The organism is Flavobacterium flavipallidum, from assembly GCF_038289905.1.
Taxonomy (GTDB): domain Bacteria; phylum Bacteroidota; class Bacteroidia; order Flavobacteriales; family Flavobacteriaceae; genus Flavobacterium; species Flavobacterium flavipallidum.
Genome location: NZ_JBBYHU010000008.1, coordinates 57724 through 82563, shown reverse-complemented (window position 1 = coordinate 82563; position 24840 = coordinate 57724). Strand labels below are relative to the sequence as shown.

At 34.5% G+C, this 24840-nt stretch carries 17 protein-coding genes; 11 read left to right on the top strand and 6 right to left on the bottom strand.

Annotated elements, in window-relative coordinates; all coding sequences use genetic code 11:
- Positions 1-17 precede the first annotated feature (17 nt).
- The 7 genes from AAEO59_RS06120 (at position 18) to AAEO59_RS06090 (ending at position 5730) form a co-directional block, all read left to right on the top strand.
- Positions 18-872: a TraB/GumN family protein gene (locus AAEO59_RS06120; protein ID WP_341699855.1), complete on the top strand. Its 855-nt coding sequence runs from the start codon at positions 18-20 to the stop codon at positions 870-872.
- Positions 873-877: 5 nt separating this feature from the next.
- The gene (locus AAEO59_RS06115) at positions 878-1381 is read left to right on the top strand and encodes an RNA polymerase sigma factor (RefSeq protein ID WP_341699854.1); all 504 of its coding nucleotides are present in this window, start codon (positions 878-880) and stop codon (positions 1379-1381) included.
- On the top strand, positions 1371-1982 hold the full coding sequence (locus AAEO59_RS06110; protein WP_341699853.1) for a hypothetical protein: 612 nt from the start codon (positions 1371-1373) through the stop codon (positions 1980-1982). Before AAEO59_RS06115 ends, AAEO59_RS06110 begins: the two co-directional genes overlap by 11 nt.
- Before the next feature lie 75 nt (positions 1983-2057).
- Positions 2058-2468 (top strand): putative signal transducing protein, encoded by a 411-nt coding sequence (locus AAEO59_RS06105; protein WP_341699852.1) that lies wholly within the window; start codon positions 2058-2060, stop codon positions 2466-2468.
- A 75-nt stretch (positions 2469-2543) separates the two neighbouring features.
- Positions 2544-3161, top strand: coding sequence for a dethiobiotin synthase (bioD, locus tag AAEO59_RS06100; RefSeq protein WP_341699851.1), 618 nt, complete (start codon positions 2544-2546; stop codon positions 3159-3161).
- Between the two features lie 90 nt (positions 3162-3251).
- Complete coding sequence (gene bioA, locus AAEO59_RS06095) at positions 3252-4523, top strand: adenosylmethionine--8-amino-7-oxononanoate transaminase (protein WP_341699850.1); 1272 nt, start codon at positions 3252-3254, stop codon at positions 4521-4523.
- Positions 4524-4575: 52 nt separating this feature from the next.
- A complete protein-coding gene (locus AAEO59_RS06090) occupies positions 4576-5730 on the top strand; it encodes a beta-ketoacyl synthase N-terminal-like domain-containing protein (protein WP_341699849.1) in 1155 nt (384 codons plus the stop codon).
- Here AAEO59_RS06090 and AAEO59_RS06085 read toward each other — a convergent pair.
- Positions 5725-6204 carry a regulatory protein RecX gene (locus AAEO59_RS06085; protein WP_341699848.1) on the bottom strand — a complete coding sequence of 160 codons (480 nt, stop codon included), beginning with the start codon at positions 6202-6204 and terminating at the stop codon, positions 5725-5727. The two genes, AAEO59_RS06090 and AAEO59_RS06085, sit on opposite strands and share 6 nt — an antisense overlap.
- A 222-nt stretch (positions 6205-6426) precedes the next feature.
- Between AAEO59_RS06085 and AAEO59_RS06080 the strand changes: the two genes are divergently transcribed.
- From AAEO59_RS06080 to AAEO59_RS06070, 3 genes are all read left to right on the top strand, one after another.
- Positions 6427-10896, top strand: a complete 4470-nt coding sequence (locus AAEO59_RS06080; protein ID WP_341699846.1) for a T9SS sorting signal type C domain-containing protein — start codon at positions 6427-6429, stop codon at positions 10894-10896.
- A 320-nt stretch (positions 10897-11216) separates the two neighbouring features.
- Positions 11217-14753, top strand: coding sequence for an Ig-like domain-containing protein (locus AAEO59_RS06075; RefSeq protein ID WP_341699845.1), 3537 nt, complete (start codon positions 11217-11219; stop codon positions 14751-14753).
- 267 nt (positions 14754-15020) lie between these two features.
- Complete coding sequence (locus tag AAEO59_RS06070; protein WP_341699844.1) at positions 15021-17975, top strand: glycine-rich domain-containing protein; 2955 nt, start codon at positions 15021-15023, stop codon at positions 17973-17975.
- 70 nt (positions 17976-18045) lie between these two features.
- Here AAEO59_RS06070 and bioB read toward each other — a convergent pair whose 3' ends face one another.
- The 4 genes from bioB to AAEO59_RS06050 all read right to left on the bottom strand — a co-directional run bounded on the left by bioB (position 18046) and on the right by AAEO59_RS06050 (position 21195).
- Complete coding sequence (bioB, locus tag AAEO59_RS06065) at positions 18046-19131, bottom strand: biotin synthase BioB (protein WP_341699843.1); 1086 nt, start codon at positions 19129-19131, stop codon at positions 18046-18048.
- A gap of 97 nt (positions 19132-19228) precedes the next feature.
- Positions 19229-19666, bottom strand: coding sequence for a hypothetical protein (locus tag AAEO59_RS06060; RefSeq protein ID WP_341699842.1), 438 nt, complete (start codon positions 19664-19666; stop codon positions 19229-19231).
- 48 nt (positions 19667-19714) lie between these two features.
- The gene (locus AAEO59_RS06055) at positions 19715-20152 is read right to left on the bottom strand and encodes a hypothetical protein (protein ID WP_341699841.1); all 438 of its coding nucleotides are present in this window, start codon (positions 20150-20152) and stop codon (positions 19715-19717) included.
- Positions 20153-20259: 107 nt separating this feature from the next.
- On the bottom strand, positions 20260-21195 hold the full coding sequence (locus tag AAEO59_RS06050) for a bifunctional riboflavin kinase/FAD synthetase (protein ID WP_341699840.1): 936 nt from the start codon (positions 21193-21195) through the stop codon (positions 20260-20262).
- A gap of 209 nt (positions 21196-21404) precedes the next feature.
- Between AAEO59_RS06050 and AAEO59_RS06045 the strand changes: the two genes are divergently transcribed.
- Entirely contained in the window at positions 21405-24080 is a 2676-nt protein-coding gene (locus AAEO59_RS06045) for a reprolysin-like metallopeptidase (protein WP_341699839.1), read from the top strand.
- A 42-nt stretch (positions 24081-24122) separates the two neighbouring features.
- Here AAEO59_RS06045 and pth read toward each other — a convergent pair whose 3' ends face one another.
- Positions 24123-24749 carry an aminoacyl-tRNA hydrolase gene (gene pth, locus AAEO59_RS06040; RefSeq protein ID WP_341699838.1) on the bottom strand — a complete coding sequence of 209 codons (627 nt, stop codon included), beginning with the start codon at positions 24747-24749 and terminating at the stop codon, positions 24123-24125.
- Positions 24750-24840 lie beyond the last annotated feature (91 nt).

Below are 24840 nucleotides of genomic sequence, written 5' to 3'. Positions count from 1 at the left end.
ATCAAAAAAATTATAAAATGGAAAAATTTTTAAAATCTGTATTAATATCAAGTTTAGTTTTAGTAGTAAATATTGGGTTTGCTCAAGTCGACAAAAATGAAAACTCATTACTTTGGAAAATTTCGGGTAATGGACTACAAAAACCTTCTTATCTATTTGGAACAATTCATATGATGTGTGAAAATGATTTTGTAATCAAAGAAAAAGTGATAAAAGCATTTGATCAAACAGAAGAATTAGCATTGGAATTGGATTTTGATGACCCATTAGAACTGCAAAACATGCAAAAGTTAGCCGTTGCATCAACACCTTTGTCTCGAACATTAACAAAGGAAGAATATTCAAAATTAGAGGCTATACTCAAAAATTCATTTTCATTAAATATTAAAGATTATGAAAATTATAATTTAATAGGCTTATTGAGTGTTGTTTTGATGAAGGAATTGAATTGCCCTCCAAAAATGTATGAATTTGAATTTTTGAAAATGGGAATGCAACGTAAAAGCATCATTCACGGGATGGAAAAGGTAGACGATCAAATTAAAGCCTTTGCCAATGCCTATGATAATAATGAATTTATTGAACAATTAGAGCTATATGATAGTACTCATTTTAATGAATTGGTTGGTATTTATAAAAATGAAGATATAAATAAACTTTTTAGTTTGTCTACAGATAAAAAATATATGAATAAAGAAGTGCAAAATTTTATGTTAGATTCCAGAAATAAAAAATGGGTCACTGAAATGCCTGAAATGATGCAACAACATAGTATTTTCTTTGCGGTAGGTGCGGCACATTTACCAGGAGATAATGGAGTAATTAATTTATTGCGTCAAGCAGGATACACAGTGACTTCTATCAAAAATTAAACGTTTTGAAAGTTAAAGAACAAGCATTTTTAAATCGGATAGAGCAGCATAAAGGAATTCTTTTTAAAGTTTCCAAAATGTATATGGACAATAAAGACGATCAGGAGGATTTGTTTCAAGAAATTGTTTATCAATTGTGGAAAGCTTTTGAATCGTTTAAGGGAGAAAGTCAATTTTCTACCTGGATGTATCGTGTCGCCATCAATACCGCAATTGTATTCTTAAAGAAAGAAAAACGAAAAGTAGATAAATATGAATTATCCTCTACAAATATTCATGAGGAAGAATGTGATGTTGATGGAAAAGAAAAACAAATTGAATGCTTTTATAAAGCAGTCCAAAAACTTGAAAAAATTGACAAAGCCATTATTTTCTATCAACTAGAAGGATTTTCTCATAGAGAGATTGGTGAGAGTTTAGGTATTTCTGAAGGGAATGCTAGAGTGAAATTAAATAGAGCAAAAGAAAAATTGAAAGAAATTATAAAAAATCAAGGTTATGGATTTTAACAATATACAGAAAGCATGGAATAGCGAACAAAATAATGAAGTAAAGATTCCTCAAAATTTTCAGAAAATAAATGCAGCAAATACACCGCTAGATAAGATTAAGAAAAATTTAAAAAATGAATTTTTTTATCAAATTTCAGCTATGATATTAGTTGGATTTGTGCCTTTAATAAAAAATTTTCCAGTTAAAGCTATAATTCCTTTTTATCTACTTTTTTCAATCTTTATAGCTGTAAGTATTTATTATTTGGTAAAGCTTTTTCTTTTCTACAAAAGATTAACAAAAACTAGCTTGAATACAAAAGACAGTTTATACGAAACGTATTTTGATATTCGACTAAATATGGAATTATATAAAACTTTTGGATTTGCTCTAATTCCTTTTGTTGTTCTATTTGTCGTAGGGATGAAATTCTATAAATTATCAGAAACGACAAGAATAGAAACCATGAGTTTTCAAAATAGTGAAGTTTTTGTTTTAATATTTTTGATAGCTTTCTTTATTCTTTTTATGGGTTTGGTTTTGGAATGGTGGGTGCATAAATTTTACGGTAAGTATGCAAAAGAAATTCGAAAAATAATCGATGAATTAAAAGAATGAAAAATTAGTCTATCAAATCTTGATGGCCTTTTTTATGACTAAACACATTATTTATTTAGTAATTTTGTGCCACTTATGGAGGAAACAAAATTTCAAGAAATTGCCAATTATCAATATAGCTCGGAAGCTTTAATTTTTAAAGGGAAATTAGAGTCTGAAGGTGTTGTTGTTTATTTGAAAGATATTAATATAATAGATGCTAATCCTTTATATAGTAATGCTGTTGGAGGTGTGAAACTTTTAGTTTCAAAAGAGGATTATGTGAAAGCTATGGAAATTATTTCCCAAATATCGGAGTATTCATTAGATAATGAAAATACGCTGATGAAATGTCCAAATTGTGGAGCAGAGCAAATCAATATGAGAACTTCTATAAGTGATTATAAATCTCTATTAGTGTATATTTTTTCAGTGATAATAGGGTTTATTCCGTTTTATTCTAAACATAAATACAAATGCAATAGTTGCAATTTTGAATTTAATTGATTCAATTGTTGGTTAAAAGTTAATTCTTTGTGGATTTTGAGCTTTCTTTGCGAACTTTGCGGTTAAATTCAAACTATGAAATTATTTATAACAGGAATTGGTACCGATGTAGGTAAAACCATTGCTTCGGCAATAATTACTGAAGCTTTAGAAGCAGATTATTGGAAACCTATCCAGGCAGGCGATTTAGATACTTCGGATAGTCATAAAATAAAAGCGTTTTTGTCCAATGATAAGACAGTTATACATCCAAACAGCTATGCTTTGAATACGCCTGCAAGTCCTCATTTGGCTGCCGAATTGGATAATGTTGTTATTGATTTAAAAAATATAACAGAGCCGGTTACTAACAATCATCTTGTGGTTGAAGGTGCAGGGGGAGTCTTTGTGCCAATCAATGATGATGAAACGATTGTCGATTTGATTCAGCTAGATTATAAAGTAATTGTAGTTTCACGTCATTATTTGGGAAGTATAAATCATACTCTTTTGACTATTGAAGCTTTGCAAAACAGGAAAATTGCTATTGCAGGAATCCTTTTTAATGGCAAAGAAAATCAAGCAACAGAATCAATTATTTTGAAAAAAACAGGAATCAATTGTATCGGAAGAATTGATGAAGAACCATATTTTGACCAAAATGTAATTCGTGAATATGCTGAATTGTTTCGTGAGAAATTAATGAATTTATAAGAGGAAAGAAGCAAGAAAAAAGAGAACTTTTGTTTGAAATCAGGTATTAATCTTTCTTCTTGTATCTTTACTCTTTTATCTAAAAAGCAAATGACTTTAACTGAAAAAGACAGCCAATACCTTTGGCATCCGTATACCCAACACAAAACAGCTCAATTGCCTATTGCGATAACCAGAGGTGAGGGAGCTTTACTTTGGGACGAAAACAACAAAGAATATATTGATGCGATTGCCTCTTGGTGGGTGAATCCTTTTGGGCATTCGAATCGATTCATTGCTGATAGAATTTACAAACAACTCACTACTTTAGAACATGTGCTTTTTGGAGGATTTACGCATGAACCAGCTATTAAGGTTGCCGAGCAATTGATGAAACTATTGCCAAAAAATCAGCAAAAAATATTCTTTTCTGATAATGGTTCGACATCAGTGGAAGTAGCCATAAAAGTAGCTTTGCAATATTTTTATAATAAAGGCGAAAAACGAACAACCATTATTGCATTTGAAGATGCTTTTCACGGCGATACTTTTGCAGCAATGGCTGCCAGCGGAATTTCCTTTTATACACAGGCTTTTCAGGGGATGTTTATTGACGTAGTGCGAATTCCTGTTCCTGTAAAAGGCAAAGAACAACTTAGTTTTGATACTTTACGAAAGGTGATTCAGGAGCATGATTGTGCAGCTTTTATATTTGAACCTTTAGTGCAGGGAGCAGCCGGAATGGTGATGTATGAAGCGGAAGCTTTAGATCAGTTAATCCAAATTTGTCGAGACAATAATGTGTTAACCATTGCCGATGAAGTAATGACTGGTTTTGGGAAAACCGGAAAAACCTTTGCCATGGATTATTGTCCTAATGTTCCTGATATGATGTGTCTCTCTAAAGCGTTGACCGGAGGGACCATTCCTATGGCGATTACCACTTTTACTCAGGAAATATTTGAAGCTTTTTATGATGAAGATATTAATAAAGCCTTGTTTCATGGACATACTTTTACAGCCAATCCTACGGGTTGTGCGGCAGCTTTAGCCAGTTTTGAATTGTTGCAAACGCCTGAAATGCAGGCTAATTTAGTACGTATCAATCAAAGGCATTTGGGTTTTCAGGAATACATAAAAAAGCATTCTAAAGTTACAACTACAAGAGTTTTAGGGACTATTTTTGCCTTGGAAATAAAGAAAGAAGGTGAAGAAAGTTATTATGGAACTATGCGAACCAAATTGTATAATTTCTTTATTGAAAACGGAATTATAATTCGTCCTGTTGGAAATATCGTTTATATTTTGCCACCATATATCATTACCGACGAACAATTGCAAAAAATATATACCGTAGTCGAGAAAGCTATTGAAATGGTTTAAATAGTTTATGTTTTTAAAAACTTTACGACATTTGCAGTAAAATAAAAAAGTCTTGTCAACAATAATTTCAATTACCGCTTTAGCCTCAATTTCTCCATTAGGGAATGATTCCAAAACCATTTGGGAAAATTATCTTTCAGCTGAACATTTTTTTTCTAAAAAACAGTTAGATCATCAAGAGACTTTGGTGGCAGTTTTGGATGAAGCATCTCAAAAAATAGTTTCAGAGTTGCAACATTCCGATATCAAATACAAATCTTTAGATAAATCGGTTTTATATGCCATGGCAGCTTCGCGTAAAGCAATTGCTGATGCTAAATGGGATAAGGAATCTGTTTTTGGGATAAATATTGGTTCTTCGCGCGGTGCAACTGAGTTGTTTGAAAACCATTATAAAGAATATTTAGAAACCGGAAAAGCGCAAACATTAGCTTCGCCTACCACCACTTTGGGGAATATTGCTTCCTGGGTGGGGCATGATTTACAATGTACAGGGCCTGAAATTTCACATTCTATTACCTGTTCCACTGCTTTACATGCGCTGTTGAACGGAGTAGCTTGGTTGCGTTCCGGAATGGTGGATAAATTTTTGGTTGGTGGTAGTGAAGCGCCATTGACTGATTTTACTATTGGGCAAATGCGTGCGTTAAAAATCTATTCGCACAGTGAAGATACCTATCCAAACCAGGCGTTGAATTTTGATAAAAAACTAAGTTCAATGATTTTAGGTGAAGGTGGAGCAGTTTGTTGTTTAGAATTTGGGAAAAAAGACAATGCTTTGGCTTTTATCGAAGGGGTAGGTTATGCTACTGAAATTTTGGAACACAATATTTCTATTTCTGCCGAAGCGATTTGTTTTCAAAAATCAATGAAAATGGCGTTGGCTGACACTAAAATCGAAGAAGTTGATGCGATTGTGATGCATGCTCCAGGAACTAAAGTAGGTGATTTGACAGAATATAAAGCTATTCAAAAAATATTCGGAGATCATTTGCCATTGCTGACTACTAATAAATGGAAAATCGGGCACACATTTGGTGCTTCTGGAATGTTAAGTGTTGAATTGGCTATTCTGATGATGGAACACAATCAATTTATCGGAGTTCCTTTTGCGAAAGCGCAAATACAAAGCAAACCAATTCGAAAAGTTTTAGTAAATGCAGTTGGTTTCGGTGGAAATGCGGTGAGTGTTTTACTGTCGTTATAAAGTATTCTCCGATTCTAAATCTTTGAGTTTTTCGTAAACCAAATTGCTTTCCCAGCCACGTCTTAACATAAAATCACAGAATTTTTTTCGTTTTTTAAGTGAATTCGTTTCTCGAATGGATTCCCAATTTTTGTTGGCCAAAGAATCAAAAGTTTTATAATATTCTTCAGGACTTATTTCTTTAAGAGCAATATTAATTAGTGTTTGATTAATTCCTCTGAATTTTAATTCATTGGTAATTCTGATTTTGCCCCAATGTTTAATACGGTGTTTACCTCGGGCAAAACTACAGGCGAAACGTTCTTCATTAAGAAAGTTTTCATTAATCAGATGCGTAATTATTTGGGCAATTTCATCTGAATCCATTCTCAAACTGCGTAATTTTTGCTCCACTTCATCATGGCAACGTTCCTGGTAGGCACAATAATTTTCGATTTTTTGAATGGCTTCTTTGATAGAATATACTTCTTTCATTTTTATGCTATTTTTTTGGTTATATAGCTACTGTAAAGGTACTTATTTCTGTTGATAAGTATGTTTTAAACTGCGAAAAGCATATTTGTTTTTAAAAAAATGTTAGTTGGCGATGAAAAACGCTTGTTGTCGATTTTGTTTTATCTTCTGAAAGCTAATGATTTAATTTAAATCGCCCTATTTCATAATTTATTATCGATTTAATTGAATAATTGTTAATTTATGAGGTTTATCTTGTTTAAGAGAGTTTTTTTTGTTTTTTTATTGTTTGGCTTTTCAATTAAAGCTATTTGTCAGGTTGCAACTTCTGGGTCTACTTATGTATGGTCTTCAGGTAGTACTTGGACACCTTCAGCTGTTCCTCTAAGTACTAATAATGTAACAGTTAATAGTCCGCTAACTCTAGATCAAAATTTGACTATTAGTACAGGTAGTTATACTTTTAATCAAGATGTCACTGATCAACCAGGAGGATCAAATTATAATTTGACAAATGTAAACGCTTCAGGTAGTTTGACAATTGCTTCAGGTACGACAACAATTGGAGGAGTTACAAGTATAGGAGGGAATTCAACTTTTACGTTAACGGTAAAGAATGGAGCTACTTTAATATTGGGAACTTTAGGGTCTACCTCTAATAATTTTTTAATTGGAGATAAAGTAGTTATTGTTATCGAACAAGGGGCGAGTTTGATTGTTTATGGTAATATTGTAAATAGTAATAGTAGTGGGACTTTTACCGTTAACGGATTATTGCAGGTTTATGGTAATTATAGTACTAATAATGGGAATATTGATATTTCAGGAACTACAGGGCAGTTTTATACTACAGGTTCGATGTCTACACAGGGGTCGTCAGATATTTACGGTTCTGGAAATGAATGTGCTTCAAATTGTTCAGGAACTTCGTTAGGTTGTGGTTCAGGGGGAAATGCTTATACAGCTACAATTGCGCCACAAAGTCAAACGATTTGTTCTGGTGCAACACCTACAACTTTGACATTTACAACTAATGCTCCTGTTCCTACTTATCAATGGGAGTATAGTTCTTCTGCTGGAGGTACTTATACAGCGGTTCCCTCAGCGATTTCTAATACTTATACCCCATCATCATTAACAGTTACTACTTGGTATCGGGTGAAATATTCTTCTACAAGTTGTACAGGTTTCAAATATTCAGCCCCAGTTCCTGTTTATGTTTCAGCCTCAACATATACTCAGTCTACAGCTGGTCAAACTGTTTGTGGTGGAAGTTTTGGGCCTATTTCAGTTTCTGCTTATGGTACGGGTTTGACTTATCAATGGTATAGTAATACTACGGCTTCTAATTCTGATGGAACGTCGATTTCCGGCGCTACTTCTAACGTGTATACACCTTCTAGTGCTAGTAGTGGAACTAAATACTATTATTGTGTAATAAATAGTTCGTGTGGTGCGCCTTTTACTACCGCTGTTTCGGGAGCTTTTACTGTAAATTTAAATACGGTGTCTTCAGCCTCTTCGTCTAGTTTATGTGTAGATGCATTAATGACTTCCATTACGCATACTACAACAGGGGCTACGGGAATTGGTTTGCCTACTGGTTTGCCAGCTGGTGTAACAGCTTCTTGGGCTTCAAATACAATAACTATTAGTGGAACACCAACTGTGTCAGGAACTTTTAATTACAGTATTCCTTTAACAGGAGGCTGTGGTAGTGTTAATGCCACCGGAACTCTGATAGTAAATGAATTGCCTAATAATGTAACAAACGGTTTTGCAGCAACTACTATTTGTGCTGGAGGAAGTCCTCACTTGACATTTGATGCAATAGATGCTACTTTTTCAACGCCCTACAGTATTACGTATAAAAATGATACTACATTAAATCAATATACGGTTTCAATTCCCTCTGCTTCAGCTTATAGTTTTACTCCGGGCGACAATCCAACATCAAATGCGACTTATACTTTAGTTTCGATCTCAAATGCTACTTGTACAAACACAAATGTTTTAAGTTTTAATGACTCAGGAGCAAGTTTATATGTTCGTCCAATACCCACAGCCACTATTAGCGGGACAACAAGTGTGTGTGTTGGTGACATATCACCAAATATTACATTTACGAATCCTCAAACAGTAAGCATAACTATAACTTATAATATCAATGGTGGAGCAAATCAAACCATAGATATAGTAGGAGGTAGTTTCGCAAATGTAGCTGTTGCTACAAGTACAGCCGGAACTTTTGTATATAATTTAGTTAGTGTTATTTATAAAACACCTTCAATTTGTAGTAATCCAATCTCGGGTAGTGCTACCGTAACGGTTAATCCAAATTTAGCGGCAAGTGTTGCAATAGCTGCTTCTCCTTCCGGTGCTATTTGTTCAGGTTCAAACGTAACCTTTACGGCAACTCCAACTAATGGTGGGACAATGCCTACTTATCAATGGAAATTAAACGGAAGTAATGTAGGTGTTAATTCAGATACTTACGCAAATTCGACTTTGTCTAATGGAGATGTGGTTAGTTGTGTCATGACTTCAAATGCGAGTCCCTGTTTAACTGGATCTCCAACGACGTCGAATGCAATTACGATGGTAGTCAATCCTATTCCGGTTGTGCCTACAGTTGGTACAATCACTCATCCTACATGTGCTGCAGCAACAGGAAGTTTTGTAATTTCTAATTATAATGCATCCTATACTTATATGGTGTCTCCTTCATCAGGTGTAAGTGTTGTGGGGGCATTAGTAACAGCGCCTTCAGGGAATTATACTATTGCTTCAAATGTATCGGGATGCACTTCTGCAAATGTAAGTTTTACTATAAATACTCAGCCAGTTACACCATCAGCTCCGGTAGTTGGAACAATTACGCAACCTAGTTGTACTTTAGATACAGGTAGTGTAGAATTGACTGGGTTGCCAACGGGAACTTGGACTTTATACCGTTCTGGTACTTCTGCCAGTACGATAACTGGAACAGGTTCGAGTATTGTAATTTCAGGTCTTGCCGATGGGGGAAGTTTTACTTTTACGGTTTCAAATGGAGCTTGTACTTCAGTAGCTTCAGATCCTGTTAATATTGATGCTATTTCAATTATGACCAGTACATGGAATGGTTCTACTTGGGTAAATGGAACTCCTGACAGTTCTAAGAGGATTGTTTTTGCTGGTAATTTTTCGTCTACTGATAATGTTACAGGTTGTAGTTGTAAGGTTTCTTCTGGAGCTAACGTAGTTATTAATTCTGCACATACTTTAACGGTTACTAATGGTGTAGATGTTGAGACTAACGGATCGCTTACTTTTGAAAATAATGCGAGTTTGGTTCAAATAAGCGATGCCGCAATTAATACAGGAATCATTAATTATAAACGTTTTACAACTCCAGTAAGAAGGTATGATTTTACCTATTGGTCTTCTCCGGTTGTTGGTCAAACGTTATATAATTTGTCTCCAAATACTTTATTTGATAAATATTACGGTTACAATCCTAATACGGGTTGGTTTATTTATTACAATGGGGCTGCTGTAATGCAACCAGGGAATGGTTATTCAATAAGAGCACCGGAGACATTTAGCATAACTGATCAGCAAGTTGACGCAGATCCTGTTTTTATTGGTGTGCCTAATAATGGAGAGGTTAAAATGGTATTAGCAGCAAATAAGTTTTATTTATTAGGTAATCCATATCCTTCGGCTATTGATGCAGCAGCGTTTTTAGGTTCTAATTCGTCGGTTTTAGAAGGAACTCTTTATTTTTGGACACATAATACTCCGCCAAGTGCCACGGTTTCTGGAAGCGCGAGTTATAAAAATTATAGTAATAACGATTACGCTACTTTTAATCTAACGGGTACAGTTAGTACAGCTACTAAGGCTGGTTCAGGTGGTTATCTTCCGAGTGGAAAGATAGCTGCAGGCCAAGGCTTTTTTGCTCCTTCAAGTTCAGCTGGAGGTATGTTAACATTTAATAATAGTATGCGAGTTGGTGGAGGTAGTTTTGGGGTGAATAATTCTCAGTTTTTTAAGTTGAAAACAAGTGAAAAAAGTCGCATTTGGTTGAATTTGACAAATAAAGAAGAGGTTTTTAAACAGATATTAATTGGGTATTTAGAAGGAGCTACTAATGAGTATGATAAGGGTTTTGATGGGAGTATTTTGAATATAAATAATGATGTTGATTTTTATTCTGTAAATCAAGGACATGATTTAGTTATCCAAGGCAGAGCTTTACCTTTTAATGATGCAGATGTTGTTGTTTTGGGATATCATACCTCAAATGAAGGTAGTTTTCAAATTAGTATTGATCAAATAGACGGTTTGTTGAATTCGCAAGATATATATCTTGAAGATAATTATTTGAATATAGTCCATGATTTGAAAAAGGAGCCCTACTCGTTTGTTACTGAAAAGGGAACATTTGATAATCGTTTTGTTTTACGTTATAGTGACAAAAAATCAGAGGTTTTGTCATTAGATAAAAAAATATTGGTTTCTGTAAAAGCAAATGCTGTTAAGCTAAATTCTTCTGAATTGATTTCAAAAGTTAGTATTTATAATGTTTTAGGGCAGCTTGTTTATCAAAGTGACTCCATCAACTTGAAAGATTTTTGGATTGAAAATTTAAATTTAGCACATCAGGTGCTATTTGTAAAAGTTGAACTGGTAAATAATGAGAAAAGCACAGTAAAGATTGTTTATTAGATGAAACTATAAATGAATATCTATCCTAATTGCATTTTGTAATTAGGATTTTTTTTTATTAAAAAGTATCGACTAAATACGATTTTTTTTAGATGAAATAGCATAAGTAAAATCTGGGTTTTAATATATTTTTTGTTCCAGTAAAAGCCTTGTGTTTAAAGGGGTTTGAGAAAAAAATGCACTTTAACGAGTAAACAAGTATATCAACGTTTTTAGTTTTAGGAAAGTGGAAATAGATTTAATCTTGCTTCATAATTGATTGAATTGTCAGTTATGAATTAAATTTTAAGGCTTGCCCGGCCTCCAAATCTAAAAATACCATGAAACCTAATTTTACTTATAAATACTTTTTAGTTCTTATTGCAGTTTTATTTTTTGCAATTCAAGGATTTTCGCAATCAACAGGGGATTATCGATCAGTTGCTACTGGAAATTGGACTTCTCTTTCAAGTTGGCAATATTTTGATGGAACAACTTGGGTAACTCCTTCAGGTACTTCTCCTCAAGGTTATCCTGGTCAGTATTCAGGGACTGGAGCTGTTTTAATTCAGGCAGGTAATACAATTTCTATAGGATCAGCTGGGATTACTACTCAGGTATTTGGAGTTTTGACCATTAATGGTACTTTGGTTTTAAATGGAATAAATACGGGAGGTACGGGTACGAATTATAATATTAACACTAGTGGGTTAATTGTGACCTCAGGATTGACTCCTGCGGCTACAGTAAATTTTCAGAACAAAGTTAATTTGAAGTTGCCAGCTAGTACTCCTGTAAATGTTAAAAGTGGAGGGCTGTCTGGAGATTGTAGTAATAATCAGGATATTTACATTGGTTCTTCTGTTATTTCATATTGTCAAGGTGGAGGAGGTACTCCTACATTTCAAGAGGTGATGAATAATGGTGGTTATTATGTTTTAAATGTTTCTCCTGAATCTGATTCTTCTTGTGGGTCAAAAACATTTTCATTTACAGCAACTGCTTTTCCAACTTCAGGTTCAACTATTAAATGGTATACTACTCCAACTGGTGGTACAGCTTTCAGAACAAGTACTTCCGGAACAGATACCTATACGCCAACATTAAGTACAACTACAACTTATTATGTAGAAGTAGCTTATGGAAGTTATACAACAGCTAGAAAGGCGATAACTGCAACAGTCGTTAATACTGCAGCTCCTACAGGAACAGCTTCTCAGTCATTTTGTTCTGGAGCTACGGTTTCAAATTTGTCTGCTACTGGTTCTGGAATAAAATGGTATTCGGCTTCAACAGGTGGTTCTGCTTTAGCATCAACAACAGCTTTGACAAATGGAACTCATTATTATGCGTCTCAAACAGTGTCTGGTTGCGAGAGCACTTCAAGACTAGACGTGACTGTAAGTGTAAATTCATATTCAGTTGCACCAACATCTATTACAGGAACAACTACTATTTGTAATGGTACTTCAACTACACTTACTTTAAATGGAGGAAGTGCTGGAACGGGAGCTACTGCAAAATGGTATTCTGGTTCATGTGGAGGAACTTTGGTTGGAACTGGAAGTAGTATAAGTGTTTCTCCAACTTTAACAACAACCTATTTTGTAAGATACGAAGGTATATGTAATACAACCTCTTGTGTTTCTACAACTGTTACCGTAAATCCTCTTCCAGATGCAGCGGGTATCATTTCAGGAACTACTTCTTTGTGCAAAGGAGTAAGTTCAATTGTTTATTCTGTTCCTGTAATTACTAATGCGACTTCATATAGTTGGACTTATACTGGAACAGGTGCGACAATCTCTGGAACAACTCATAGTATAACAATAGATTTTGCAACTAATGCTACTTCTGGTAATTTAACAGTTTATGGTGTTAATAGTTGTGGGAACGGTACTGTTTCTGCTTCTTATACGATAACATTAAATGATGTGCCATCAGCTCCTACAGCAGGAACTCCGACGAATCCAACTTGTACAGTGCCAACAGGAAGTGTTACTTTAAGTAATTTACCATCATCAGGTACAATTTATAGAATAGGAAGTTATGCAAATGCTTCTTATACAATTACTGGAGGTGGAACACAAACAATAACTGGATTGTTACCAGGGACTTATTATTTTTCGGCTTCAAACGGAAGTTGTACTTCAGGTACGGTAAGTGTTATTATTGTTGCGCCAGAAACAAATACTTGGTCTACAAGTGGATGGAGTAATGGTACACCAACTATTAATCAACGATTAGTTTTTTCTACTGATTACACTAATGTAAATGATGTTGATATTGTAGGTTGTTCATGTCAGGTAACAGGTTCTACGGTTGTGACTATTAAATCAGGACGCACTTTGAAAATTGCGAATGAAGTAGATGTTGCATCTACTGCTTCTTTGATTTTTGAAAACAATGCAAGTTTGGTTCAAATTAATGATGCGGCTGTAAACACAGGAAATATTACTTATCATCGTTATACTTCTGCTGTAAAGCGTTATGATTTTACATATTGGTCATCACCAGTTGAAGATCAATTATTGAAAAATTTATCTCCTAATACGCTTTATGATAAATATTACAGTTATAACAATGGTTGGCAAAGTATAAATTATGGGGCTGCTTCGATGACAGTTGGGAAAGGTTATATTATTAGAGCTCCGCAAACTTTTAGTCTTACCGTTGCTACTGTTGACACGAATCCAACTTTTATAGGAACACCTAATAATGGAGTGAAGTCAGTTTCTGTAGTTGGAAATCAGGCACAACTATTGGGTAATCCTTATCCTTCAGCTTTAGATGCAAATGCGTTTTTAGATGCAAATTCTTCTGTTTTAGAAGGGACGCTTTATTTTTGGACACATAATACTCCTCCTAGTACTTCGATTACCGGAAGTGCTAGTTATAAAAATTATACAGTTAGTGATTATGCGGCTTATAATAGAACTGGTGGGGTGGCTACTGCTGCTGCTCTTATAGGGGGGGCTGTGCCTAATGGTCAAATCGCGTCGGGACAAGGTTTTTTTGCTACTGCAAAAGCCACGGGGAATGTAGTCTATAATAATAGTATGAGGTTAAATTCTTCAACAGGAGCTTTGTTAGATAATTCTCAATTTTTTAAGTTAAATACCTCTAAAACCACTACGACAACTACAATTACAGAGAAAAACAGAATTTGGTTGAATTTAACTAATAGTGAAGGTGCTTTTAAGCAAACTTTAGTAGGTTATATGACTGGAGCAACTAATAATTATGAAGGTAATTTTGATGGTTTAACTTATGATGGAAATCAATATCTTGATTTTTATAGTGTAAATCAAGCAGTTAAATATACTATTCAAGGTCGTGCTTTACCTTTTGTAAAACAGGATACAGTGACTTTAGGTTATAAATCAGCTATTGTTGGTCAATTTGAAATAAGTATTGATCATACAGATGGCGTTCTATCTTCTCAAAATGTTTTTTTAGAAGATAAGGATTTGAAAGTTCTTCATGATCTTAAAAAAGGTCCTTATGTTTTTACAACTGAAAAAGGTGTTTTTAATAATCGATTTGTATTACGTTATGTAGATAAAAATATCGTTGAGGAAGTAGTGGAAACACCTTCAGATACTGGGAATAACGGGTCTGAAGGTTCGGTGAATGAAGGGACTTCTAATTTTGATGTTGTAGTTTTTGTTCAAAACGGAGAGATAAATGTTAAGTCTTCAGTAAGAACATTGAAAAATGTGGTAGTATATGATGTGGCAGGAAAAGTGCTGTTTAGAAGTAAGGATATTAATTTATCTGAATTTAATGTTCATCAATTGCTGGTAGCTAATCAGGTGTTGATAGTTGAAGTATTAATGGCAGATGGAACTACTGTAAATAGAAAAATTATTTATTAATGGTAATTTTAAGATAGTTTTATAATCCTGATTACAAACCGTAATCGGGATTTTTTTTTGCATTATATATAAAGTTCATGAGTTTATTCAAGTCGCTTTTGCAAAAGGATTTTTAGTTCTTGTTATAATGTTGTTGTATTTTAACAGAAAAAAATTACATTTAATCGATTTTTTTTATAATTTTAATACAGATTTTTTTACCCCCAAAAAGTCATTCTAAACTAGATATTATATATCTGGGTGTTTGTCTATTTAATTATTAAGGGTATGAAAAAACATTACTTCTCTTTTTATTTGGTAGTTGATAAAGCTATTAGTCTGTTCTTTTTCAGTTTTATAGGTACAATTTTATCATATAGTCAAACTACTAAAACTTTTACATCTTCTGGTACTATAGAAATTCCTGCTGGAGTTACTAGTATGAATGTGCAGTGTTGGGGAGCCGGAGGTGGAGGTGGTGGTTCTAATTTTTTGAGTGCCGCTGGCGGAGGTGGTGGAGGAGGTGCTTATAAGTCAGGGACTGTTATTGTAACTCCAATTTCTACAAACGTCCAAATTTCTTATACAGTAGGGCTAGGAGGTACAGGAGGTTTTTCTTCTTCAATGCATGGTTTAGATGGTGGTGATACGGTTTTTTCAACTCTAACAGCTAATGGAGGTAAAGGAGGTAAAGGAGCTACTGCATCAGGTAACTATGGTGCTGGAGGCGCAGGTGGTAGTGGAGATTATAACGGTGGGAATGGTGCAGGTGCAGCAAATGTTGCTCTATTGGGTTTAAGTAGTGGTAGTGGTGGAGGTGGTGCTGGATCTGGTGCGTCTGGCGGTAATGGAAATAATACATTGTTAAATCAAAGTCCTGGAAGCGGAGGTTCTGTCGGCGGCGGATCTGGTGGGACTGGAAATTTATTAGTTGGTTCCGGTGGTAATGGTTCTTCATGTGGAGGTGGAGGCGGAGGTGGTTTGACGCTCTTGAGTTTATTTAATAGTACAGGAGGGAATGGTGGTAATGGGCAAATAAAAGTAACTTATACTTGTCCTACTTATAGCATTACAAGTCTAAGTGCCGATACCAATTGCGAACAAAGCCCAACTATCACATTGCATTCTACCCCTGAAGGATTGCCAATAGGTACTTATGCGGTTACTTATTTTATCGATGGAGGGGTTGTGCCACCACCTCCGGCTACAATGATTGTTGAAACTGCTGGAACAGGAACTATTGAAGTTCAAGATATACGTAACGAGGGTATAACTACAGTTACTATAACCTACCTTAGTTCTGTTGAGTGTTCTACAGTTGTGAATGCTTCAATTATTTTTGACCGTCCTACTGTTCCTGTTCAAGGGACAATAATTCATCCTACATGTGCTGTCCCAACAGGGAGTGTGGAACTGAGTGATTTGCCTAGTGGTTCTTGGACTATTTATCCTGGAGGATATACAGGGACAGGTTCCACTGCTACTCTTACAGGGTTGTCTTCAGGAATACAGAGTTTTGTTGTTTCTAATGGCGATTGCAGTTCTCAAACAGTTTCTGTTCCTTTTGTGGTTGTTATTAACGATCCACCACCTACAAGAACATGGAATGGAGTATGGGATGTGGTTCCTACCATTGAAAACAAAGTGGTTTTTGAATCTGATTTTAATGAAAATGTTAATATTGAAGGATGTTCCTGTGAGGTCAATTCAGGTGCAAATGTGACTATTCAATCGGGTAAATATATGAAATTGAGAAATGAGTTGATAGTAGATGCTAATGCTTCTTTGACTTTTGAAAATAATGCCAGTTTGATTCAGATAAATGATGAAAGTGAAAATTTTGGAAAAATATTTTACAAACGATATACAAAGCCAGTAAAACGTTATGATTTTACTTATTGGTCTTCACCGGTTGAAGGGCAGACCTTGAAAAATTTATCGCCATATACGCTTTTTGATAAGTATTATAGTTATAATCCAGATACAGCTTGGGTGATTCATTATAATGGTAATAAGGAGATGGAGCAAGGTGAAGGTTATATTATAAGAGCACCACAAAGTTTTAGTATTACTTCTGCTGCAATTGATTGCAATCCTAAATTTGAAGGAATGCCAAATAACGGAGAAATTACCAAGTCGTTGGATGCTAATAAAGTTTATCTGTTAGGAAATCCTTATCCGTCGGCGATAAGTGCTGATGCATTTTTAACTGAAAATGCAGACAAGTTAGAAGGGACACTATATTTTTGGACTCATAATTCACCACCAAGTAGTGCTGTAGATGGGGATGCGATGTATAATTATACTAGTAATGATTATGCAACATATAATTTAACAGGAGGAGTTAATACTCATGCAGCTATTGAGGATGAAGATGAGAATGATCCAGGTGATAATAATAATTTAGAAACTCCAACAGGTTTAATAGCTGCTGGGCAAGGTTTTTTTGCTCCTTCAAGTGAAGATGGAGGAGTCGTAATTTTTAAAAATGAGATGCGGCTTATGTCTAACAATGTAATAGATAATTCTCATTTTTTTAAAACAGTTAGTGCTAAACAGAAAGTAGCCGAAGTAGAAAAGAATCGTTTGTGGTTAAATTTATTTAACGCTCAAGGAGCTTTTAAACAAATGTTGGTTGGGTACATAAGTGGAGCAACAAATGAATATGAAGGTGTATTTGATGGGATGAGCTACGACGGTAATCAATATGTGGACTTTTACAGTATTAATCAATCTGTGAAATTAACTGTGCAGGGTCGCGCTTTACCGTTTCAGGTTCAAGACAGCATCGAAATAGGTTACAAAACATCTATTGCGGGCGAATTTAAAATTAGTATTGATCATGCTGATGGTGTTTTAGCTTCGCAAAAAGTATTATTAGAAGATAAATTATTAAATGTTCTGCATGATTTGAGCAAGCCATATTCGTTTTTAACTGAAAAAGGAATTTTTAATGATCGATTTGTGTTGCGTTACCAAGATAAAACTGATTTTGTAGAAGAAATCGATACCGTTCCGGGAGTATTTGTTTCGGTGTTTGATAAAGTAATTAAAATTGTTTCTGCTGAAACATCTATTAAAGCAGTTGCTATTTATGATTTGTCGGGTAAAATAGTGTATTCGGAAACAGCTCTTGGTTCAAAAAATGTAAATATTAATAATTTATTAGTTGAGAACAAAGCCTTAATTGTCAAACTTGAATTAGAGAATGGGGGAAAAGTAGTGAAAAAGATTATTTACTAATGTATATTTATATAAGCAAAAAGCCATTAGGAATTTTGTCTAATGGCTTTTTGTTTATAGTTAAATAGGTTTATTTTCCTTTAACTGATGCTTCTAAGTTACGTTCAATAGTGTGTCCTGGACGTGACCATTTTGGTTTTTCTCCTAAAGAAGCAAATTGAGAATCTTCTGCTTCAACAGTTTTAGGTTGAGAAATTTTAGTAAATGGTTTTTGAGGATTTAATCCTAACATTTCAAACATTTTCATGTCTTCGTTTACATCCGGATTAGGAGTTGTCAAAAGCTTGTCTCCTGCAAAAATGGAGTTGGCTCCAGCAAAGAAACACATGGCTTGACCTTCACGGCTCATATTAGTTCTTCCTGCTGAAAGACGCACCTGAGTTTCAGGCATAACAATACGAGTAGTTGCGACCATACGAATCATTTCCCAAATTTCTACTGGTTTTTCTTCTTCTAATGGAGTTCCTTCTACAGCAACTAAAGCGTTAATTGGTACTGATTCTGGTTGTGGGTTTAAAGTAGAAAGCGCAACTAGCATTCCTGCTCTGTCTTCGATGCTTTCTCCCATTCCGATTATTCCACCGCTACATACAGTAACGTTAGTTTTACGAACATTTTCGATGGTTTCTAAACGGTCCTCAAAACCTCTTGTAGAAATTACTTCTTTATAATATTCTTCAGAAGTATCTAAGTTGTGATTGTAAGCATATAAACCGGCTTCGGCTAAACGTTGTGCTTGATTTTCAGTAAGCATACCTAAAGTACAACATACTTCCATATCTAGTTTATTAATGGTACGCACCATTTCTAAAACCTGATCAAATTCAGGTCCGTCTTTCACGTTTCTCCAAGCTGCACCCATGCATACACGAGATGAACCTGATTCTTTAGCGCGTAATGCCTGTGCTTTTACCTGATTAACTGACATTAAATCGTTTCCTTCAACACCAGTGTGGTAGCGTGCTGCTTGAGGACAATAACCACAATCCTCCGGACAACCTCCTGTTTTAATAGATAATAAAGTAGAGACCTGAACCACATTTGGGTCGTGGTGTTCTCTATGAATTGAAGCTGCTTCATAAAGCAAATCCATCATTGGTTTATTATATATAGCAATAATCTCTTCTTTTGTCCAATTGTGTTTTGTAATACTCATTGTATTGTGTTTTTTGATGGCTCAAAAGTAGTCAAAATGTTCAAAATAGCAATGCAATGACTTTAAAAAGGAATTGGGTAAAAATAAGATATAACATTTAATCTGTTGTAAAGCGATTGTTCCAGTAGAGCATTAATAGTAAAGTTACAATTACTGAAGAAGCAAGTCCTTCAAACAATAATGATATAGAATAGACGTCAATTGATGGATTGCCTCCAAATAGAAATGTTTCAGATAAAGATTGTGTAAAAGCATCTCCACCCTGAAGATAACTGTAAACAACCAGACCAATGATGCTTAAAATAACACCAACGATTGATGTGAATAGGGCTGAAACTGCATTTGACACAAACTTTTTCTTGCCCTCAGTGAGGTTCATTTGAATGGTTCTGTTTACCCCGTAAAAAACAAAAAAGATATTTAAAAGCCGTAAATAGAATAAATTAGATAGGCTTAAGGCTTCCATGAGTAAAAAGTAAATTCCAATAGCTATAAAAATGATAACTCCGTTTGTAATTTCTTTAGGTGGTTTCATTTGATGTAGGTTTTATCGGTTTTGGTTTACTGCGCTAATTTTAATGGTTTAATCAGATGGATATTTCTTTTTCCAAAATAACATTAATGAAAAAGTAACGATTACAGCCGAAACAATTCCTTCAAACAGTAAAGAAATATTATAGGTCATTACCGAAGGACTTCCTACAAAGAGGAATGTATCTGATAGTGTTAGAATGTAGTTATCGCCGCCTTTGGCATAGATGTAGGCCACAAGTCCTGAAATACTTAAAAAAACACCGGTTAGAGAAGTCATTAATGCCGAAATCGCATTGTCAGACAGGTTAGTTTTGCCTTCTAAAAAATTAGATTTTAGTGTTCTGTTTACACCATAATAAACAAAAATGATGTTAAAGAGTCGTAAAAAGTAAACGTTAGAAAGCTGAAGCGCTTCCATTAGTAAAAAGTAAAGAGCAATACCTAAAAAAATAATGACTCCATTGCTGAATTCTTTAGAGAGTTTCATACGCTTAATTTTTTAAGGTTAAAAAATAATGGTTTGATAAACAGGGTATTGTCTATCAAATTTACGTAAAAAACAGGAGTTATTTTAAAAAAACAGGTGCTTTTTTATTAAATTTCGAAATTTTTGATATAAGAAAGTGTTTGTGTTTTGTCTTTCTCAATTTGAACTTTTAATGAGTCTATCGAATTAAATTTTTCTTCACCGCGAATTCGTTTTAAAATAGAAACAGAAACTTTTTGATTGTATAAATCGGCATCAAAATTTAAAAAATGAATTTCAATTGATAGTTGTTCTCCTCCCACGGTTGGGTTAAGACCAATATTCATCATGCCAAATACTTTTTGATTGCTGATTTGACTTGAAACTATGTAAACGCCTTTTTGTGGGATGAGTTTGTAGTCTTCTTCAATGCTAAGATTGGCGGTAGGAAAACCGATAGTTCTTCCGAGTTGTTTTCCTTTAATAACTGTTCCGCTTAAAAAATAATCATAGCCTAAATAGTTGTTGGCTAAATGCATATTGCCTTCTTGGATTGCATTTCTGATTTTAGTAGAACTTACCGAGATGTCATTGATTTCCTGAGCCGATATTTGTTCAACTTCAAAGCCGTATTTCTCACCAAATTCAATAAGGTTATTGATATCCGCTGTCCTGTTTCTGCCAAAACGATGATCGTAACCAATAATGATTTTGTGGATTTTGAATTGTTCTACCAATACTGTTTTTACAAATTCTTCGGCGGTTAATCTAGAGAAACTTTCGTCAAAAGGATGGATAACGAGGTTTTCAATTCCTAATTGCTCTAAAAGATTTACCTTTTCAGAAATTGTATTTAATAATTTGATTTCTGAACGCTCCTGTAGAATCATTCTAGGGTGAGGAAAAAAAGTCAAAACTAAACTTTCGTAAGTATTGTCTAGTGTGTTTTGAATTACTTTTTCAAGGATTTTTTTATGTCCAATGTGAACCCCATCAAAGGTTCCTAAGGTTAGGATGGTTTTTTTGGGAGAACTAAAATCTTTTATAGAATTAAAAATCTTCAAAGCAATTGTTTTATTGTTGTGCAAATTTATGCTATCTAAATTAATTTTTGAGACATGTTCATTTTATTTTTTTTAGAGAATTAAGTTGAATAGTTCAACTATTGCAAATAATATTGGTCAAAGCAGTTGCGTTTATCGCATTAATTAACAAATGGGTGAATGTATATTACTTTAAATACTTTATTTTTGAGACACAAATTAATTTCATTATGAAAATAAACAAACTACTCTTGTTTTTCTTATTGTGCTTTTCTGTTGTTCATGCGCAGGATAATGAGGTTTGGAAGCGAATAAATTCTTCTTTAGTTCGTACTTCTGGTAAATTTTTAGGTAAAGTTGAGGAATCTAATGCTGTCTTGTTTCAGTTGGATGAAGTTACTTTGAAAGAAAGGCTTAAAGTTGTTCAGGATAAAAAAAGTTCAACTGTTAAAACTAAAATAACAATTCCTAATGTTAATGGAGATTTAGAAGCGTTTTCTATTCATGAAGATTCTAATTTTGAACCTGAACTTCAGGCAAAGTATCCAGATATCCGTTCATATTCCGGAGTTGGTATTACAGATGCGACAGCAGTTATACATTTTAGTATGTCTTCTTTGGGAATTCAAACTATGATTACCAGAAAAGGAAATAAGATCGAGTTTATTGAAAAAGATGCCGATAACGGTGGTGTTTATGTGGTGTTTGACTCAGGAAATAAATCTAAAGAACGTTTGCCGTTTAATTGTAGTACTGTTGATAATCAAGGAGGTGTTACAAATAAAATAAGTTCCACTGCTAAAATCGTTTCAAGCGATAAGAAATTTAGAACATTGAAATTAGCTTTGTCCTGTACGGGAGAATATGCCCAATATTTTGGTGGTACGGTAAGCGGAGCCTTAGCTGCTATGAATGCCACCATGACAAGGGTTAATGGAATTTATAACAGGGATTTGGCAGTGAAATTAGTTCTAATAGGCAATAATACAGATGTTATTTATACCAATGCTGCTACCGATCCTTATTCAGATTCTTCAACCGGAGTTAGTAATGGAATAAATGAAGGTGCTTGGAGTTCTGAGTTGCAAAATAATTTAACCTCAGTCATAGGAAGTGCTAATTATGATATAGGGCATTTGTTTGGAGCTACAGGTGGTGGTGGAAATTCCGGTTGTATTGGTTGTGTTTGTAATTCTGGTAAAGGGAGTGCTTATACATCCCCTTCTGATGACAGACCTGAAGGAGATACTTTTGATATTGATTTTGTAGCCCATGAAATGGGGCATCAGTTAGGAGCAAATCATACTTTTTCATATAAAATTGAGGACTCCGGAGTTAATGTTGAGCCTGGTAGTGGTACAACTATTATGGCATATGCAGGAATTTCCGATGGCTATGATGTGGAGTTACATTCGGATGATTACTTTTCTTTTATTAGTATTGCTCAAATTCAAAATAATCTAGCGACAAAGACCTGTCCTGTTGTTACGACTATTGCTGCAGCTGGCCCTACTGTTAGTGCCGGTGCTGATTATACTATTCCTAAAGGAACCGCTTTTGTGTTGAAAGGAACCGCAGGGACTTCGTCTGGTGTAAGTTATGTTTGGGAAGAAAATGATCCGGCTACTACTGCAAGTGGGGATTTAAGTTTGGCTGTTAGTACTAAAACGAATGGGCCTCTTTTTAGATCTTTGCCACCAGTTAGTACTCCTGTTCGATATATGCCAGCTTTTGATAATGTTTTAGCTGGGAGGTTAAGGAATAAATGGGAGTCGGTTTCAGATGTAGCTAGAACACTTCATTTTGTTTTAACGGCAAGAGATAATGCTGCTGAGGGGCAGGCTCAAACTTTGTCTGATGAAATGGTAGTAAATGTTAGCGCTAATGCCGGACCTTTCGAAATTACCTCTCAAAATATTGAGAATTTAAGTTGGTTTCAGGATACAGAGCAAACAATAACATGGAATGTAAATGGAACAGCTGCTCTTGAAGGTGCTTCGGCAGTCAATATTAAATTATCTACGGATAACGGGGTTACTTTTCCGATAACTCTAGCTGCTTCAGTGGCTAATGATGGGGCAGAAACAATAAAAGTACCTAATGTTGTTTCTAAATTATGCAGGATTTTAATTGAGCCTACAAATAATATTTTTTATGCTGTAAATAGTAAAGCATTCGCAATTGGTTACGTGGTAGATTCTAGTTGTCAAACATTCAATTTCACTACTCCATTTCCTATTCCTGAACAATCTAATTTTAATACTAGTAGAACTATTAGTTTTCCGGCTACAACTTCATCTGTTGCAAGTGTGAATGTGAGTTTGGATATTACGCATACTTATTTTTCTGATGTTCAGATGGATTTAGTGAGTCCACAAGGAACAGTGGTTAAGTTATTGTATAATGTTTGCGGAAGTACTGACGGTGAATTAAAATTAGTATATGATGATGCTGGAGAAGAATTGTCTTGTGGGAAGTCTGGTTTGCAAACAGTTGTTCCTTTGGGGAATTTGAGTGATTTTATAGGTGAAAATCCTGAAGGAACTTGGACTTTACGAATGAGGGATATGTATACAAGTGATACGGGAGTTTTAAATTCGGCTTCGGTTTCAATTTGTACTCAAGATTATAAGTTGATTCCTTATGGTGATGCTGGTAGTGATTTAATTGTAAGTTCTACTTCTAATGATGGGAATTTTAATGTTCAATATATAAGTACTTCTACGAATGATATAGAGGTTTTTGTTTTTGATCTTTCCGGAAAACGAATATTTTATGAAAGTTATGTCAATACAGGAGGTTTTGATAAGAATATTCAGTTGTCCAACAGGCCTCGATCAGGAGTTTATTTTGTGGTGTTGAAAGATGGTGATATTGAAAAGAAGACTAAAATTATAATTAAGTAAGTGATTTAAAAAAGGCGAGAAATACTTTTTTCTCGCCTTTTATTATTTTCCATTATAAGTAGTCATTGTGTTTTCTAAACCAGCTGTCCCGAAAGATTTTATGGCTTCTGAGGCAATTTCCAGTCGTTCAGCTAGTGCCTCATTTTCGGCAGAATTCCATTCTCCAAGGACATAATCAACCTGTTTTCCTTTTTTGAATTCATCACTTATTCCGAATCGGAAGCGTGTATATTGGTTGGTGTTCAAAACTAAATTGATGTTTTTTAATCCGTTGTGTCCACCATCGCTTCCTTTGGGTTTAATGCGTATCGTTCCGAATGGCAGGTTTAAGTCATCAGTAATAACAAAGATGTTTTCTAGTGGAATGTTTTCTTTTTCCATCCAATAATGCACTGCTTTTCCGCTTAAGTTCATGTAGGTATTTGGTTTTAAAAGAAAAAAACTTCTTCCTTTGAATTTATATTCGGCAAGTGAGCCCAGTTTTACAGTCTGAAAATCTAAGTTTTCTTTTTTTGCTAAATAATCTAATACTTTAAATCCGATATTGTGACGGGTATTTACATATTCGGCACCAATATTTCCTAGTCCTACTATTAGGTATTTCTTCATGTTATCTGCGTTTTCCTCTTTTTGTGATTTTGTAAAGAGGTTGATTAACCAATTTTTCATGTTGCAAAAGTAGGTTAATTTGGTTATTTGTTGGTTTGTTAAGCGGATTTTGTTAGAAGATATGCAATCATCTTGCCTGCTTTAGCCCTGA